Here is a 16359-nt window from a genome sequence, read left to right on the forward strand (position 1 = left end):
TCTGCGTCACTATCCCGACTGCGAAGCTGGACTATCCTGATTCCGAACCTGGGTCCCGTCGATGTTGTTCGCGGGGTTCGGCCGGGTTTCCGGTTTCGCGGTGTCTCCGTCTCGGGTACGGGGCTCGGCATACGACGAGGGATTGATCATCGGTGTGTCTTCCTCATCCGATACCCATCCGCGAGGTCACCCGCGCCGCCGGTTCCCAATATCGACCCGCATCGTTACTAGCCGACCCGCGTACCGGATCCGTTGCCGTCTCGAAGCGCGAACAAATCGGACTGGTCTCACGGCGCGGTGCTCATCGTGCTCGTCCAGTGCCCAGCCGCCCTTCGGGCCAGATCGACTGGGCGGCAGGCGACATTCGACGGCAACGCTGACACTCGGCAGCGGGCCACCAGGTGGTGGCGGCACTGCAGGATACCTGTGATTCGCCTGCACCGGCGAGCCGGGAAGTCCACCATCACCGCTGCCAACGACTGGCCGCCGCCACTACTCACGGAAACCTGGAGTTTTCAGACGACCCAGCGTACAAACCCAGAGATCTCAACAACTCCGGGAACTCGGTTTCGAACCCGCGCTTCACTGCATGTCGGTGGACGGCCGGCGCAGTCGGTAAGAGAGGAATCGACCTCGGAGGAGGACGACCGCGGCCTCAAGATTCAGCGGCATCGGGTCATCGTCTCAGACGGCAGCACACCGAAGCGGTGCTTGTACTGACCGGCAAACCGGCTCAAATGATAGAAACCCCAACGGGACGCGATCTCGGTTACGGTGCCATATGCAGGACCCATCAAGAGTTCAGCATGGACGCGCTCGAGGCGCACATCCCGGACGTAGATACTCGGGGAAACCCCAACTAGCTTCCGGAAACCTGCCTGCAACGCCCGCTCGGTGACCCCCGCGATCTCCGCAAGGTATGCCGTGGTCAGGTCGTGCTCAGGGTGGGCGTCGATATAGTCGAGCACCTTCCTGATCCTGCTAGGGCGGGGCTGGCGCACGTCCGCGCGTAGGAGCTCCGAATACTGGTGGTCGACTGCAAAGAGCAGCTGAGTCAATATGCTCTGTTCCAAATGCTCACGGGCCAAGGAAATGGTGGAGAGGCCGTCAACACGCGAGAGCTCACTCCACAAGAAAGCGACCGACGACTGAAGGGCTTGAGCTGCGCCGGTTTTCAAATCGACATCGAGGGCAAACTTAGGCGAACTGTCGATCGGCTGATTGACCAACCGTGCTAACTGCATCTCGAGTGCCGCCCGCGGCACTTTGAGGACGTGTTGTACCGAGGTGGGGGTCCACTGGACGCTCAGCGAGCGCATAGGGGGAAGGATCGCGGCATGACCATCACCGATCTGCGCGCGTTCGGCTCCGTCCTCGACGAAACATCGCCCCTGTAGCGGCAGGCAAACATGATACGACTGCTCGGTGGGCACGATATCGAGGGAAACATCGGCACCATAGGTGAGATGACCGATCGTCAATCGCCCCGATCTCGAGTATCGATGCCGAAAATCGAGTTGTCTGTCCGTGTGCGCCTCGAGGCGATGTGAGGCATAAACCTGGTCGATGTAGGTGCGCGCTTCCTCGAGATCGTGAGTGGTCAGAGGATCGGAGATTCCGGTGAATGGATCAGTATCGCTAGAAATCACCTCTGCTCGGCTCCTTTCCCACCGCACGCCGTCGCTGAGGGGAGCGTGCACCGCTGTCGAACCTGATCGCTGAGGACTGCATCATCTTCATGATGTATCACAGTGGTGTGCTCATACCCTCATCATTTCGCTCATTCAGGTCACCTCAGCCAGGTCATTCGGAGGATGATCCTACTGCTGTCGAAGATTTCGCTCTACTGGCTTCTCAGGACCTCGCTTCTCGGAACAGCGAGCGGCCGATGATGTGCTTCATTACCTCGATCGAGCCGCCGCCGATGCGAGTCATCCGAGCATCGACGTAGGCGCGCGCGATGGGGTATTCGGTCATGTATCCCCAGCCGCCGAACAGCTGGAGGCATTCGTCCATCACCCGACCCTGTAGCTGTGTGGTGGTCATCTTGACCCTGGCAGCGTCGACGGCGTCGAGGCCTCCCTCGACGTGCAGCTCGATGCAGCGATCGACGAGCACCCGTTGAGCCAGCACATCGGAGTGCAGCTGGGCCAGCACGAACTGGGTGTTCTGGAAGTCCGCAAGTGTCCGATCGAACATCGACCGGTCCCGGCAGTATTCGATCGTCCACCCGAGCGCGGCCTCGGCTGACGAGACCGCGCGGACGGCCTGAACCAGGCGTTCCTGGGCAAGCTCGGTCATTAGGTGGTAGAAGCCGCGGCCCTCCTCGCCGAGTAGGTTGGCGGCTGGGACACGCAGGTCGGAGAAGAACAGCTCGGCGGTGTCCTGTGCCTTGCATCCGATCTTGCCGAGCTTGCGGCCGCGGTGGAACCCCCCGGTATCGGTCTCCACCAGTAGGAGGCTGACGCCCTTCGCGCCGGGTGCGTCATTGGTGCGGCAGGCCAGGACAAGCAGATCCGCGGAGTGGCCGTTGGTGATGAACACTTTTTGTCCGTTGACTACGAAGTCGTCGCCGTCCCGCCGGGCGGTGGTCCGCAAGTTCTGTAAGTCGCTCCCGCCAGAGGGTTCGGTCATCCCCACCGCTGTGACGACATCGCCGCTGAGCATTGGCGGCAGCCAGCGCTGCTTTTGCTCCTCGGTACCGAAGTGCACGAGGTAGGGCGCGATGATGTCCGACTGGAGGTAGAAGGTTGGGGCAGTGGCCCCGACCCGGGCCATCTCCTCGATAACCACGGTGTTGTGCAGGAAGTTTCCGCCGGCGCCGTCATATTCCTCAGGAACGGAGGGGCACAGGAGCCCGATCTTGCCCGCGGCGTGCCAGACATGCCGCGGGACGATCCCCTCCTCCTCCCACTGCTCGTAGTGAGGGAGGATTTCATCGGCGATGAAGCGTCGGGCGGTCTGGCGGTAGAGATCATGCTCGGTCGAGAAAATGGTGCGAGGGATCACGGTTTCCTGGTTCCTTGAGTCGGAGTCGGTCAGCTGGCGGGGTCCTCGGAATTTGTCGAGGTGCTTACAGGGGTGCCTCCGCATTCGTAGCCATGTCGACCGCTCTGCCGACGGCTATGTTGATCCATTGCGTCAATCTTGTACAAGGCCGCCGCCACCGCGGCGCAATGACCCGAGGCGCGCAGGACTTCGTCTACGGGGATCGCGGGGGCGTACCGGTTCAGCCCCCAGCATGTGGACTAGGGGTCCTCCGTGTGCCGCGCTGCTGCTCGATCGGGGGTCGTCGTCCCGGTAAGTGTGTTCGACGACCAGGCGTGCGGCTGTCCGGAGTAGATACACCCCTCGACGAACTAGATGAAATGCCCGAAGCGAGGGCGCTGACGAACTCCGCCGAGAGCGTGCCGGTCACCTCGCGGTTCGACCAACCGGCACGTCGCAGACTCACGACAAACCTTGATGTGCGGTCCGACTGCTGGAGGAGTGGATCGAGAGATGTGCCTCTTCGTAGTCCGCTGGCGGTCGGTCAACGTCCTGGTGGTCACTGAGAGGCAGGCCCCCTTTCTCGAAGAATCATTCCACATTTCGAATCTAAGGAGGCTGTGTGCCGTGTGTCAAGGCCCACTGGCGGTCTCCTTGTCTACTGAACTTGAACTCGCCGGCTCCTCGGCTCGAGGCAGCCCATAATCCGAAATCATTTCCCGATTACGGAATAGTGGCGCTACCATCGGTCTGTGCGGCAAAAGGAATCAGTGCGGCAGAAGGAAACAGCCGACTCGGTGGTGCTCATGGGCAGCAATGACAGATATTCGCGGACGTTCGACGTCCTCGAACTCCTGGTAAGCCGTCCCGATGGGATGACGGTCACCGAGATCAGTAAGCGACTCGACCTACCGATGAGCAGCAGCCACAACCTGCTGAAGCGGATGGTGGCGACCGAGGTCGCCGCGGTTCGAGAAGACCTGCGGTACGCGTTGGGGCCGCGGGCCATCCGGCTCGGTATCCGGATCGTCGACGGGTTGGAAGTGCGGGCAATCAGTCGCCGACATCTGGGCGAGCTGGCCCGGCACACCGGCTACGACGTCTACCTCGCTGTTCCATTCGGCCGCCGGGTCGCCTATGTCGATCGGTTCCAGGGCTCGCGGCCGGTCACGGTAGACATCAGGCTCGGCCAGTCGCTGTACCTGCACGCGACGTCCGTGGGCAAGCTCTTCGCTGCCAACGACCGGCAGCTGCGCCGCCGGCTCTTCACCGGTGACCGACCGCAGTTGACCGAGCACACCCTCATCGAGGATCTGGAACTCGAGCGTGAGTTGGACCGCATCACCGAGCAGGACTTCGCCGTGAGTCGCGAGGAGGCCATCATCGGCGTCGTCGGTATCGCCGTTCCCATCCGAGCTGATCACAGCGCGGTTGTCGCGGCGATCCACATATCCGCCCTCAGCAACAGTATGGATTCGGAAACAGAGCGCACTCTCCTCGAGGCGGCGGCCGCCACCGCCATGCAGATAGAACGGGACCTTGGACGGGCCCACCATGTCGGCCCGCTGAGCGGACCCCAGACTGAAGAAGCTGGACGGTGACATCGGATGCGGCTCCGGCCGGACCCCTGCGCGGGGTGAAGGTGCTGGAGTTCGCGGGTGTTGGACCCGCACCCTTCAGTGCGATGATGCTGAGCGACCTCGGTGCGGACGTCGTGCGTATCGACCGGCCAGCGATACCCGGACCAACCGAAGGCAGCGGGATGTCCTCGATAACCGTCGGCATCCTCGGTCGCGGTCGCCGATCGATCGCGCTGAACCTTAAACATCCCGCCGGACTTGCCACCGCGCTCGACCTTGTCGAGAGCGCCGATGCTCTGATCGAGGGCTTCCGGCCGGGAGCCATGGAGCGACTCGGGCTCGGCCCCGACGAGTGCCTGGGGCGAAACCCGCGACTGGTCTATGGCCGATTGACCGGATGGGGCCAGGAGGGGCCCTACGCGACCACCGCCGGGCACGACCTCAACTACATCGCGCTGGCAGGCGCATTGGCTCCGATGGGTCGCCGTGCCTTGCCTCCGGCACCCCCACTGAACCTCGTGGGAGATTTCGGTGGCGGCGGCATGCTCATGGTGTCCGGGCTCTTGGCTGGACTTGTGGAGGCGATGCGCTCCGGTCGCGGACAGGTGGTCGACGCCGCAATGATCGACGGTGCCGCCTATCAGATGACAATGATGTATGAGCTACTTGGCCGCGGTGCGTGGGTCGAAGAACGCGAGTCCAATCCCAACGACGGCGGTTCGCACTTCTACGACGTCTACGAGACCGCCGACGGCGAGCACGTCGCGATCGCGGCAATGGAACCCCGGTTCTATCTGGAACTGCTCAATCGGGTCGGCCTGACCGACTCCGGCCTGCCGCAGCAGTGGGACCCGGAAGGATGGCCGGAGGCCTCCCGTCGGTTCACCGAGATCTTTCGTACTCGGACGCGTGCCGAATGGTGCCGTTTGCTGGAAGGCACGGATGCTTGCTTCGCCCCAGTGCTGCGGATGAGCGAGGCACCGAGCCATCCGCACAACGTTCACAGGAAGGCGTTCGTGAATGTGGACGGCGTGGTGCAGCCTGCGCCGGCGCCACGGTTTTCCCGGACACCCGGCTCCGTCGCCCGTCCCGCAGCGGGCGTCGGCGAGCACTCCGCCGAGATTCTTACCGAACTCGGCCTTCCGACCAAGCGGATAGAGGAACTCCGGGAGGCGGGCGCCGTCGGCTGAGCGCAGTCGAGCGCTCGGCCGACGCCGTCCGGCTATGCGCCCAAAGCGCCGGAACTCGCCAGGTCGGCGATCTCATCCGGGGTCAATCCGACATCGCTGAGCACCTCGCGGGTGTGAGCTCCGAGATGCGGTGGTGGTGTCGGTCCCGGAGTCTCGCTGCGTGAGAAGGCAGTTCCGTCACCGGGGACACGCAGTTGCCCGCCGTCCGGGTCGCTGATCATCCGCCAGAAGCCGGTGGCTTCCAAGTGGGGATCGTCGAGCAGATCCTCGAGCGAATTGACTTGCGCGAACGGGATGTCCTCCTTCTCGAGGACTTCGCGCCACTCGGCGGTGGTCCGCTTCGCTAGCTCAATTCCGAGCTCGTTCCATACCAGTGCGACGTTCTTCTGCCGGCCAGCGAGAGTGGTGTAACGCGAGTCGGCCAGCACGTCGTATCGTTCGACGATCTCGAAGAAGCGGACCCACTGCGCATCGGAGTAGGGCATGAGAGCGAGATAGCCGTCCGCGGTCTTGAAGGGTCGGCGGGCAGCCGTGGCAACCGGCTCATAGCCCATCGGCCCGAGCGGCGGATCGAATGCGTGGCCCCACAGATGCTCGGCACTGACGAACGCGGTCATCGTCTCGAGCATCGTGACGTCGATGGCCTGCCCGAACCCGGTGCGTGAGCGTTCGAGAAGGGCGCTGCTGATGGCGAAAGCCGCATGGACCGCCGTAACTTTGTCCGCCAAGATCGACGGGACGTATCGTGGCTCGCGGGTGACTACTCGCTGGAGCATCGCCAGACCGCTGAGCGCCTGGACGATGTCGTCGTAAGCAGGGTTGGGGCCGTAGGGGCCGTCGTCCGAAAATCCGGCAACGTGGCAGAACACCAGGCCCGGATTGCGCGCCGAAAGATCCTCATAAACAAGGCCGATTCGGCGGGCGGCGGCCGTCCGGATCGAGTGCACGAAGACATCGGCGGTATCCACGATCCGGCGCAGAGCCTCACGCGCGACGGGGGTCTTCAGGTCGAGAACAACGCTGCGCTTGTTTCTGTTGTTGGTCATGAACAGTGCCCCCATGCCCTCAGCGCGGCATGGGCCTATGCGACGGGTCATGTCCCCGGCTGGAGGCTCGATCTTGATCACGTCCGCGCCCATCGCTGCCAGATATTGACAGGTGAGCGGTCCGAGGACGATCGAAGCGTTCTCAACGACACGGATACCGCTCAACGGCCCTAACCGTGAGTCGGGACGGTGCGGGTGCGGATCTGGCGACGTCATTCGCCTACCTCGTCATCTAGTCGAAAATCGGAAGTCATATTCGAGAATGTGTAACCCCGGTTGGGTCATTACGTCAAGGGCAGTGCCCGGACGGCACCGTTGTTTCCGCGTCAGCGCACCGACATCCGCGGCGGTCCCCGGCCGCAGGCGTTGTTCCGGCCATTCGCTCGTCGAACCGGGATTCCTCGCATAGCAAGACATTTGGTGTGGTCACCGGGAGCGAGGGTTGTTCGGCGCCTATTCCCGCCTGACGGATGCCGGTCGCGTCGTACACCTTGACCTTAGGGTGCCGCATCCGCTTAACTTATCGAAGTTAGGAATTGTGATTCGAGATTTGGGATCCGACTGTCCATAGAGGAGATCGGTTGATGACTAGCATTCCCTTGCCGCTCGGCGGTGCCGACCATTCGGATGTGCGAAGTGTCTGAGGCGAGGCGCTGTGCGGTGATTGGGGCCGGGGCGGCAGGCCTGAGCGCGGCCCGCCACCTGTTGGCAGACGGACATGACGTCGTAGTGTTCGAGGCGGGATCGTATGTCGGTGGACTCTGGGTCTATGACAACGACAATGGTCTCAGCGTCGCCTACTCCTCGTTGCACATCAATTCGGAGCCTCGGAGCACGTCGTACGAGGGCTTTCCGTTTCCGGACGACACGCCTTTGTTCCCTGATCACCAGCACGTACGGTCATATTTGGAGTCGGTCGCCGATCATTTCGGCATAGGCGAGCGCATCCGCTTTCGCACCCGGGTGAGTGCGGTTGAACCGGTCGAAGGAGAGCCCGGCACCGGCTGGACCGTGCGGACCGAGGATGGCAGCGAGGAGACATTCGACGTCGTCGTGGTTGCCAGTGGGCATCAGGGCCTACCCGCGCACCCGCCATGGGCTACCGAGTTCACCGGCCGATACCTGCATTCCAACTCCTACCGCGAACCTGCACCCTTTGCAGGGCAGCGGGTGCTGGTAGTCGGGGCGGGAAATAGTGGGCTCGACATCGCATCGGACCTGGTGCCGTTCGCGGCGCACACTCTCAGCTCCGCGCGCTCGCCTATTCTGATCATGCCGCGGATGATCCTGGGGGTTCCCGCGGCCCGGGTGCTGGCGAAGATCAACAAACGCTGGCTGCCGTGGGTGGTGCAACGGCAAGCTATGCGTTGGATCAGCCGGGTCTACCACGGGCGCCCGGAACAATGGGGGTTCCGGACCCCGACAACTCGCACGCACCCTGCCAGTAGCGCCACCTATATGGCGCATGTGTCTTACGGTCGCATCGACGTTCGCCCCGGCGTCGCACGAATCGACGGGCAGATGGTGACGTTCGTCGACGGCACCAGCGCCGAGGTCGACACGATTATTGCGGCCACCGGATACGAGATCGACCTGCCCTTTCTGTCGAAGAAGGTCTCCCCGATCGTCGAACACCAGATCAAGGCCTACAAGCGGGTGGTGCACCCAGACTGGCCGGGAATGTACTTCATCGGGTTCTTCAATGTTTCCGGTGGCGCGAACATCGCGATGATGGACGTTCAGTCGCGGCTTGTGACCGCCGCACTGCGTGGCGACGCCGCCCTCCCAGACGCCGCGGGAATGCACCGAGACATCGCCCGCGAGCATCATTTCTTGGCTAAACACTTCCCCGGCAGCGCCCGCTACGGCTTGGAACTGGATCCGGTGCGCTACCGCCGCCAAATCCGGAAGCTCCTCGGCGGGGCGACGACGCGGACCGTTGACAACCACCCCAAATAGGAGACTCCCCCCATGACACTCAACGGCGCCGCGGCCATCGCCGGCATCGGCGAGACCCCATACTCTCGGTCGGCCACGGAGAGCGCTCTAGAGCTGCAGCTGAGGGCCTCACTCGTCGCAATCGAAGACGCCGGGCTGCGGCCGCGAGACGTCGACGGGGTGATTCCCATCGGAATCACTGGGGCCCCGGCAGAGGAGTACATCCACAACCTCGGCCTCACCGACCTTCGATTCTCCGGACTGGTACCGCACGGCGGAGCCAGCGCTGTCGGTGCCATCCAGATGGCTACGGCCGCCGTCGCCGCCGGAATCTGCACCACTGTTCTCGTTCCGTCCGGGCGCAACGTCAGCAGCGGCGCCCGAGCCGGGGTGCGTATCCACCAGATGCCCCAGTTCCACTACATTACCGAGTTCGAGCGCCCCGTCGGTGCTATCGCCCCCGCCCAGCTCTACGCCCCGATGGCCCGCCGGCACATGGAGCTCTACGGCACCACCAGCCGTCAGCTGGCCGAGATCGCCGTCGCGGTGCGTTCACACGCGGTACTCAACGAACACGCCGTGATGCGCACCCCCATCACGGTCGAGGACCACCAGAACTCACGGATGATCACCGATCCATTCCGACTGCTCGATTGCAGCCTCGAAAGCGACGGCGGCGCCGCCTACGTCGTTACCACCCCCGAACGTGCCCGGGACCTACGGCACCGCCCCGTCGTCTTGCGTGGGGTGGCGATGGGTCATCCTGACTCGCCTAGTGCCATCACTCAGCGTTCCGACCTGACCACCGTCGGCGTCGCCAAGGCCGCGCCGATCGCCTTCTCGATGGCTGGCATCTCGCACGCGAGCATCGATGTCGCGGAGATCTATGACTGCTTCACCTGGGTGGTGCTCTGCCAGCTCGAGGACCTCGGATTCTGCGCCAAGGGCGACGGCGGCAAATTCGTCGAGGACGGCCGACTCCGTCTCGGCGGGGCACTGCCCACCAATACCCACGGCGGACTGCTGTCCCAGGGGCACATGCTGGGGATGAATCACGTCGTCGAGCTCGTCCGGCAACTGCGCGGGGACGGCGGCGCCGCGCAGGTCGACGGAGCCCGGGTCGGTCTGGTCACCGGCTATGGCGACATGGGCGATGGCGCCGTAGCGATCATGGAAGGGGCTTGACATGGCTGATCTGTCCGACGCCTACTGGGCCGGCGCTGCTGAGGGCCGGCTGGTCCTGCAGAAGTGCGGGGACTGCGGGCGCATTCGCCACTACCCGCAGATGCTCTGCTCCACCTGTCACTCTTTTGCCGTGGAACACGTAACGGCGAGCGGGCACGGCGCGGTCCATTCGTGGACGGTCAGCCACCACGCCTTCACTTCCGACGTTCGCGACCAGGTCCCCTACACCCTGGTCACGGTGGACATGGAGGAGGGCGTCCGAGTGCTCGGTCGTCTCGCCGACAACGCGCCGCTCCGTATCGGCCTCCCCGTTCACCTCGGCTTCGAGACGCGGGCAGACGAGCGGCCAATCCCCGTCTTCACTGCCGCCACTCGAGTACGACAGGAAGAGCAACCACAATGACCGACCCTGTACTCGTTCAGGTCGATGACGGATTGATGGTCATCACCATCAATCGGCCGGAGGTCCGTAACGCCATCGACGGCGCCGTGTCCTACGGAGTGTGCGCGGCCGTCGATGAGCTCGACGCCCGCTCGGATCTCCGGGTCGGTATCCTCACCGGTGCCGGCGGCACCTTTTGTTCCGGAATGGATCTCAAGGCGTTCCTGCGCGGCGAGAGCACTCGGGTCAAGCACCGCGGGCTGATGGGTATCGCCCGCACGCCGACGGAAAAGCCGTTGATCGCAGCCGTCGAGGGGTACGCGCTCGCCGGTGGGTTCGAGGCTGCCTTGGCCTGTGACCTCGTCGTCGCCGCGCGGGACGCGGTCTTCGGCCTGCCGGAGGCAAAGCGCGGCCTCGCGGCCGCGGCCGGCGGCCTTATTCGCCTGCCGCGCGTGATTCCGCAGCGCGTCGCGATGGAAATAGCCCTGACCGGGGACCCCGTCGATGCACAACGCCTGCATGCTTATGGCCTGGTCAACCGGCTCACCGAGCCCGGTGGGGCGCTTGCTGAGGCCACCCGACTTGCCCGCCGGATCATCGATAACGCGCCACTGTCTGTCGCCGCGAGTAAGCAAGTCATCCTCGAGCAGCGTGACTGGTCCACGGAGGAGAGCTTCGCCCGACAGGACGAGATCACCTCGACCGTTCTCACCTCCGACGACGCGGAGGAAGGCGCGCGTGCCTTCGCCGAAAAGCGCAAGCCGAAGTGGACCGGCCACTGACGCCCGCTCGCAACAAGTTTCACCGGCTACCTGGTGCCGCGGTCCTTTTGGCGGTGTAACAGTAAATAATTAGATTCGATATATAGAAATTACATTCATTAATCTGAATCCCGGACTGCAGCTAACCCCAGGGGCATGCATGAGGAGAGGCAATACCGTGTCAGGAACCACCGTGCCGGAGCAGGGCACCAGAGCCGAGGGATTCCTCGCGCCGCCGCCGACTGCCCAGACTTTGCCCGAACTACTCGACGCCTGCGCTGCGGAAACACCCTCGAGTGATGCGCTCGTCTCCAAGACGACGCGGCTGACATACGCAGAACTCGCCGCGAAAAGCCAGGTCGCTGCGCGGGTGCTCCACCATCTCGGAGTGCGGGAGGATGACGCCGTCGCTTTGATGGCGCCCAATATCGCCGAATGGATTCCCGTGGCATTCGGTGCCATGCGTTGCGGCGCCCGGGTAGACGCGTTCAACACCTGGGCCAAGGCCTACGACCTCGACTTCCTACTGCGCTCCTCCGGAGCGTCGGTCCTCGTCATGGCCGACCGAGTGCGGGGCACGGACCTGGTGGCCCAGCTTCGCGCCCTGATTCCGGAGATCGATGACCCAGGACCGTTGCGCAGCACCCGATTCCCCAACCTCCGACACGTCTTGGTCATCGGCGACGATCATCCGGCCGCCGTGAGTTCGTGGGCCGATCTCATCGATCGGCACACCACCGGAACCCCGATCGAGGAGCCGACCGGTCTGGGCGAACGCGTGGCGTACGTCCTCTACACCTCAGGCTCGACGAGTACGCCCAAGGCAGTGCCACTCTGCCACCGCGACCTCTTAGTGAATGCGTTCCACATCGGCGAGCGGATGGGTTTGAGCGAGCAGGATCGCGTATGGCTCGGATCACCACTGTTCTGGAGCTACGGCTGCGCCAACGCGGCACTGGCCACGATGACCCACCGGGCTTGTCTCGTTGTGCAGGAACAGTTCATCGCGACTGAGGCCGTGGACCTGATGCAACGCGAGCGTGTCACCGCGGCATATCTTCTCCCCGCGATGATCGACGCTCTCACCACTCAGTGTGCAGAGCAGATGCGGGCGATTGATTCACTGCGTACCGGGCTCACCATCGGTCGTCCCGACACCGTGCAGCGCGCAGTAGTCGAGTTGGGTGTGCCGGAGATCTGCAACATCTACGGCTCCACGGAGACCTACGGCAACTGTTGCGTCACCGATCACCGGATGTCGCTGGCCGATCGGATGGCCACCCAGGGCCACCCGCTGCCCGGCGTCGAGATCCGCTTGGTGGACGAAGAGACGGGAGCCGTGCTTCCCGTGGGCCAGGCCGGCGAGGCGCAGGTACGTGGCCGCATCACCCCCGGTTACCTCGGCGACGAGACCGCTAATGCCGCCGCTTTCACGAGCCACGGATGGTTCCGGACCGGTGACCGGCTCATGCTCAATCCGGATGGCACCGTGTCCTTTGTTGACCGGGCAACCGACATGATCAAGGTCTCCGGGATCAATGTCTCGCCCGCGGAGGTGGAGAGCTTCCTCGCCGAGCATCCCGACGTGCGTGAGGTGTTGGTCGTGGGAGCCCCGCATCCGTCGAAGGATGAGGTGGCGATCGCCTTCGTGATCCCACGCTCGGACCGGATCACACCAGAGGAGCTGACCCGTTACTGCAAGGAGCGGATCGCCGGCTACAAGGTTCCTTGGCTGATCTCCTTCGTGACTGAGTTGCCGCGCACGGACACCGGCAAGATTGCCCGACGGCTGCTGAAACCGGATGCAGTCGTGCTCGTCGACGCCGCGCTGGCGGCGGAGGGGGCCGGCACCTCATGATCGGGAACTGGGGCCGTTGGGGCGAGCAGGATCAGGCTGGGGCATTGAACCTCGTCACCCCGGAAGTCACACGGCGGGCGGCGGGACTGGTCCGGTCCGGTCGGACGTTGTCACTGGCCCAGCCGCTCGGGCCACACACCCCGTCCCCGGGGCACCGGTCCGGACCCCTCCGGTTCATGAACCGCGATGCTGGGGACTACGCCCTCGGCGCCCGCGCCCCCGGCGGGTTCAAATTCGCCGAGGACACCGTGCAATTTTCCACGCACAGTGGCACGCATGTGGATGCGCTGTCTCACGCCTGGTCCGGTGAACATCTCTACAACGGCCATCCCGACAGCTCGACCCGGACCACCCGCGGTGCCCAGCGTTGCGGGGCGGAACACCTGACCCCCGTCGTCACACGCGGAGTGCTCGTCGACATGGTCGCGGTCACCGGCGGCCCGCTGCCGCCGCGAACACCGGTGGACGCCGCCGATCTTGAGCGCGGGATCGCGGAGGCGGGAGTCGCCCCCGAGCCCGGGGACGCCGTGCTGGTCCGGACAGGCTGGTGGGAGTCGCATGGGACAGCTGCGGACTACTTCGCCGACGAGCCCGGAATCACCGCCGAGGCGGCGAACTGGCTCGCCGCACGCGACGTCGCGCTGGTCGGAGCGGACAACTACGCGGTAGAGCGGCAGACTTCCGAGCCCGGGTTCCCCGCCCATCTTGTCCTGCTACATCAGCATGGGGTGCCGCTGATAGAGAACCTGAACCTCGCCGTCCTGGCGCGCACGCTGGCCGAAGACGCGCGATCGACCTTTCTGCTGTTGTTCGCCCCTCTCCCGCTGGTGGGGTCGACAGGGAGCCCGGTCACCCCGGTGGCCGTGCTGTGATGCCGGCGGGAAAGGACTGGACATCACTGCTGCGGCACGGGGACCTCGTCGTCGTAGCCGGGGGTGTCGGCGAGCCCACCCCCCTTCTGGAGCAGCTGCTGGCCGCGGCCCCGTCCGGGGTCGAGGTGTTCGTCGGGCTGTCACACAGCACGGCACTGACACGGTCATCGTCGTTGCCGTTGCTATCGTTCGGGGCGCTGGGTCCACTGGCCCGCCCACCGAACAATGCCCAGCTCGAGGTGATCCCCACACATTTCGACGACTTGCCCCGGGTTCTAACGCACCGCGGTCAGAAGCTGGTGCTCCTGATACAAGTCGCGGCACCCGACCCGCAGGGATGTCACAGCCTCGGAATGGCCGTAGATCACACCTACGAGCTGATTGGACATGCCCGAGCAGTCATCGCCGAGGTCAACGAGCAGCTTCCCACTACCTGCGCTCCACGACTACACCACTCGACATTCACGGCCACCATCGCGACCTCCCGGCCACTGCCGGCCCTCCCCCCTCCCACCATCGGTGAGGTGCACCGGCGCATCGCCGCTCACGTCCTTGATCTGATACCCGACGGCGCCACCCTCCAGCTCGGGATCGGGGCGGTGCCGTCGGCAATCGGGCAAGGGTTGACCGAACGCCGAGGTCTCGCGATCCGCTCCACCCTGGCGGGAGACTGGCTGCTCGACCTCGCCACCGCCGGGGCGCTGCGCTCCGCGCCAGGGGCAGTGGTGATCAGCGAAGCGGCGGGATCGCCAGAGCTGTACAAGTACGTGTCCGTCTCGCCCGTGCAGGTCCGACCGGTCCGCGAAGTCGTGGGCCCAGCCGCGGCAGGCACCATCGACCGGTTCGTCGCGGTAAACTCCGCGCTCCAGGTTGACCTCTCCGGTCAGGTCAACGCCGAGGAAATCCCCGCCGGATACATCGGCGGGATCGGTGGCCAAGCCGAATACTTGCGCGCTGCTCAGCGCTGCCCGGACGGTCGGTCGATCGTGGCATTGCCGGCTACCGCAGGTCGGCACTCCCGCATCGTGACCCGATTGAATCCGTCGACGGTGACCACCGCTCGATCGAACGTCGATTTCGTTGCTACCGAGCACGGTGTGGCCGACCTGCGCGGCCGAGGCCTCCAGGAACGGGCCGAACTGATGATTTCGATCGCTGCGCCGGAGCATCGCGGCTCACTCTGGGAAGGACTGAACCAATGACAGAAGAGACCGAGGTCGGTACGCGGCTGGCACGATTCCTTGCCGCGCATCCCGACGCCCACCACGGGCGAATCGCTCACCTGACTCGGGCAGGCAGTGGTCGCTCCCGCGACAACTGGCTCTTCGACCTCGTATTTGAGGGTTCCAACGGGGCCGAGCAGCGGGAGTCGCTGATCCTGCGCACGGACCCAGAGGGCGGACTGATCGACACCGATCGCGCGACGGAGTTCGCGGTTCTGCAGGCACTGGAAAAGAGCGGGCTGCCCACGCCCGTCGTCCGCTGGCTCGACGCCGATGGCCACGCACTGGGCCGACCCTCGCTGATCATGCAGCGACTGCCTGGCATCTGCGACTACCGCGTGCTGCACAACTCCGCGTTCCCTCTTACCGAGCGAGTTGACCTGGCTCGACGATTCTGTGCCCTGCTCGCTAAGGTTCACGCAGTTGATTGGTACACACTCGGCCTCGGCGAAGTGCTCTCCGATCCGGGGCCGCATGCTGCCCGCGCCGAACTCGATCAGTGGACGGCAATCCTCCGCCAGAACCAACTCGAACCCTGGCCGGAGCTGGAGTACGCGGTGGCGATCCTCAGCGAACGCGCCCCTAAGTCGAGCCGGACTGTACTTGTCCACGCCGACTTCAAACCGGGCAACCTCTTACTCGCGGACAGCCAAGTCTCCGCGCTGCTGGACTGGGAACTGGCGCACCTGGGTGATCCCCTCGAAGATCTCGGCTGGGTCACCCAGCCGCTGCGTTCCTCCGAGCACACCATCGACGGGTCATGGGAAGCCGAGGATCTCCTCAGCTATTACGAGCAGGAAACCGGCGGCGCCGTCGACCGGATCGCATTGCACTGGTGGGTCGCGTTCTCGGCCTTCAAAACAGCTGTCATGCAAGTCAGCGGATTGCGCGCGTTTCTCGACGGACGCGCGGAGGAGCCCTACCGCCCCACCCGCCGCGTCCTCACCACCCTGCTCGACGCCGTACTGGAGGAACCCGCATGAGACCAACGATCGACGAACAACTCACCGGCGCCGCCAGGCTGCTCCACCTCGTCGAGCGCGACCCGCAGACCCCACTGGGCATCGGGGAACTGGTTCGTAACGCCCGACGCCTGATTGAACGGGTAAGCGAATCATGGTCCCACGCCCTGCCTTTCCTCCGAGACGACAATGCCCGGCTTGCGGCACTCCTCGACGTCGAGGAGCCCGAGCCGGGTGACTTAGCGGAGACCATCGCCCGCAACGAAGAGCTACGCGGTGCACTAACCCGTCGCATTCACGAACTCCCCGCTGGTTCCGCACGCGCCCAGATCGGCGCACACCTGCGCAACCGAGTCGTAAACAACCCGACCTGA

General features: G+C 64.5%; 14 protein-coding genes. 11 read left to right on the forward strand and 3 right to left on the reverse strand.

All coding sequences use genetic code 11. The features are described from left to right. Window positions 1–662: 662 nt before the first annotated feature. The gene (locus HYG77_RS33940) at window positions 663–1649 is read right to left on the reverse strand and encodes an AraC family transcriptional regulator (protein WP_208963981.1); all 987 of its coding nucleotides are present in this window, start codon (window positions 1647–1649) and stop codon (window positions 663–665) included. Window positions 1650–1854: 205 nt separating this feature from the next. After that, a complete protein-coding gene (locus HYG77_RS33945; protein ID WP_208963982.1) occupies window positions 1855–3009 on the reverse strand; it encodes an acyl-CoA dehydrogenase family protein in 1155 nt (384 codons plus the stop codon). A gap of 731 nt (window positions 3010–3740) precedes the next feature. On the opposite strand from HYG77_RS33945, the gene HYG77_RS33950 reads away from it, so the two are divergent. Both HYG77_RS33950 and HYG77_RS33955 read left to right on the forward strand, forming a co-directional pair. Beyond that, a complete protein-coding gene (locus HYG77_RS33950; RefSeq protein WP_208963983.1) occupies window positions 3741–4589 on the forward strand; it encodes an IclR family transcriptional regulator in 849 nt (282 codons plus the stop codon). Continuing rightward, window positions 4586–5758: a CaiB/BaiF CoA-transferase family protein gene (locus tag HYG77_RS33955; RefSeq protein ID WP_208963984.1), complete on the forward strand. Its 1173-nt coding sequence runs from the start codon at window positions 4586–4588 to the stop codon at window positions 5756–5758. The genes HYG77_RS33950 and HYG77_RS33955 overlap by 4 nt, the downstream gene beginning before the upstream one ends. Before the next feature lie 32 nt (window positions 5759–5790). Here the strand turns inward: HYG77_RS33955 and HYG77_RS33960 are convergent, their stop codons facing one another. Then, entirely contained in the window at window positions 5791–7020 is a 1230-nt protein-coding gene (locus HYG77_RS33960; RefSeq protein WP_208963985.1) for a CoA transferase, read from the reverse strand. Window positions 7021–7431: 411 nt separating this feature from the next. Between HYG77_RS33960 and HYG77_RS33965 the strand changes: the two genes are divergently transcribed. The 9 genes from HYG77_RS33965 to HYG77_RS34005 all read left to right on the forward strand — a co-directional run bounded on the left by HYG77_RS33965 (window position 7432) and on the right by HYG77_RS34005 (window position 16359). Next, window positions 7432–8763, forward strand: coding sequence for an FAD-dependent oxidoreductase (locus HYG77_RS33965; protein WP_280123334.1), 1332 nt, complete (start codon window positions 7432–7434; stop codon window positions 8761–8763). A 12-nt stretch (window positions 8764–8775) separates the two neighbouring features. Then, window positions 8776–9927 carry a thiolase family protein gene (locus tag HYG77_RS33970; RefSeq protein ID WP_208963987.1) on the forward strand — a complete coding sequence of 384 codons (1152 nt, stop codon included), beginning with the start codon at window positions 8776–8778 and terminating at the stop codon, window positions 9925–9927. 1 nt (window position 9928) lies between these two features. Then, a complete protein-coding gene (locus tag HYG77_RS33975; RefSeq protein ID WP_208963988.1) occupies window positions 9929–10330 on the forward strand; it encodes a Zn-ribbon domain-containing OB-fold protein in 402 nt (133 codons plus the stop codon). Continuing rightward, complete coding sequence (locus HYG77_RS33980) at window positions 10327–11091, forward strand: crotonase/enoyl-CoA hydratase family protein (RefSeq protein ID WP_208963989.1); 765 nt, start codon at window positions 10327–10329, stop codon at window positions 11089–11091. Before HYG77_RS33975 ends, HYG77_RS33980 begins: the two co-directional genes overlap by 4 nt. A gap of 157 nt (window positions 11092–11248) precedes the next feature. Further along, window positions 11249–12928 (forward strand): class I adenylate-forming enzyme family protein, encoded by a 1680-nt coding sequence (locus HYG77_RS33985; RefSeq protein WP_244461483.1) that lies wholly within the window; start codon window positions 11249–11251, stop codon window positions 12926–12928. After that, window positions 12925–13800, forward strand: coding sequence for a cyclase family protein (locus HYG77_RS33990; protein WP_208963991.1), 876 nt, complete (start codon window positions 12925–12927; stop codon window positions 13798–13800). Before HYG77_RS33985 ends, HYG77_RS33990 begins: the two co-directional genes overlap by 4 nt. Further along, window positions 13800–15002, forward strand: coding sequence for an acetyl-CoA hydrolase/transferase C-terminal domain-containing protein (locus HYG77_RS33995; RefSeq protein ID WP_208963992.1), 1203 nt, complete (start codon window positions 13800–13802; stop codon window positions 15000–15002). The genes HYG77_RS33990 and HYG77_RS33995 overlap by 1 nt, the downstream gene beginning before the upstream one ends. Further along, the gene (locus HYG77_RS34000; RefSeq protein ID WP_208963993.1) at window positions 14999–16006 is read left to right on the forward strand and encodes a phosphotransferase family protein; all 1008 of its coding nucleotides are present in this window, start codon (window positions 14999–15001) and stop codon (window positions 16004–16006) included. Before HYG77_RS33995 ends, HYG77_RS34000 begins: the two co-directional genes overlap by 4 nt. Continuing rightward, window positions 16003–16359, forward strand: a complete 357-nt coding sequence (locus HYG77_RS34005; protein ID WP_208963994.1) for a hypothetical protein — start codon at window positions 16003–16005, stop codon at window positions 16357–16359. The genes HYG77_RS34000 and HYG77_RS34005 overlap by 4 nt, the downstream gene beginning before the upstream one ends.

This window comes from Rhodococcus sp. ZPP (assembly GCF_017656075.1).
Classification (GTDB): domain Bacteria; phylum Actinomycetota; class Actinomycetes; order Mycobacteriales; family Mycobacteriaceae; genus Rhodococcus_F; species Rhodococcus_F oxybenzonivorans.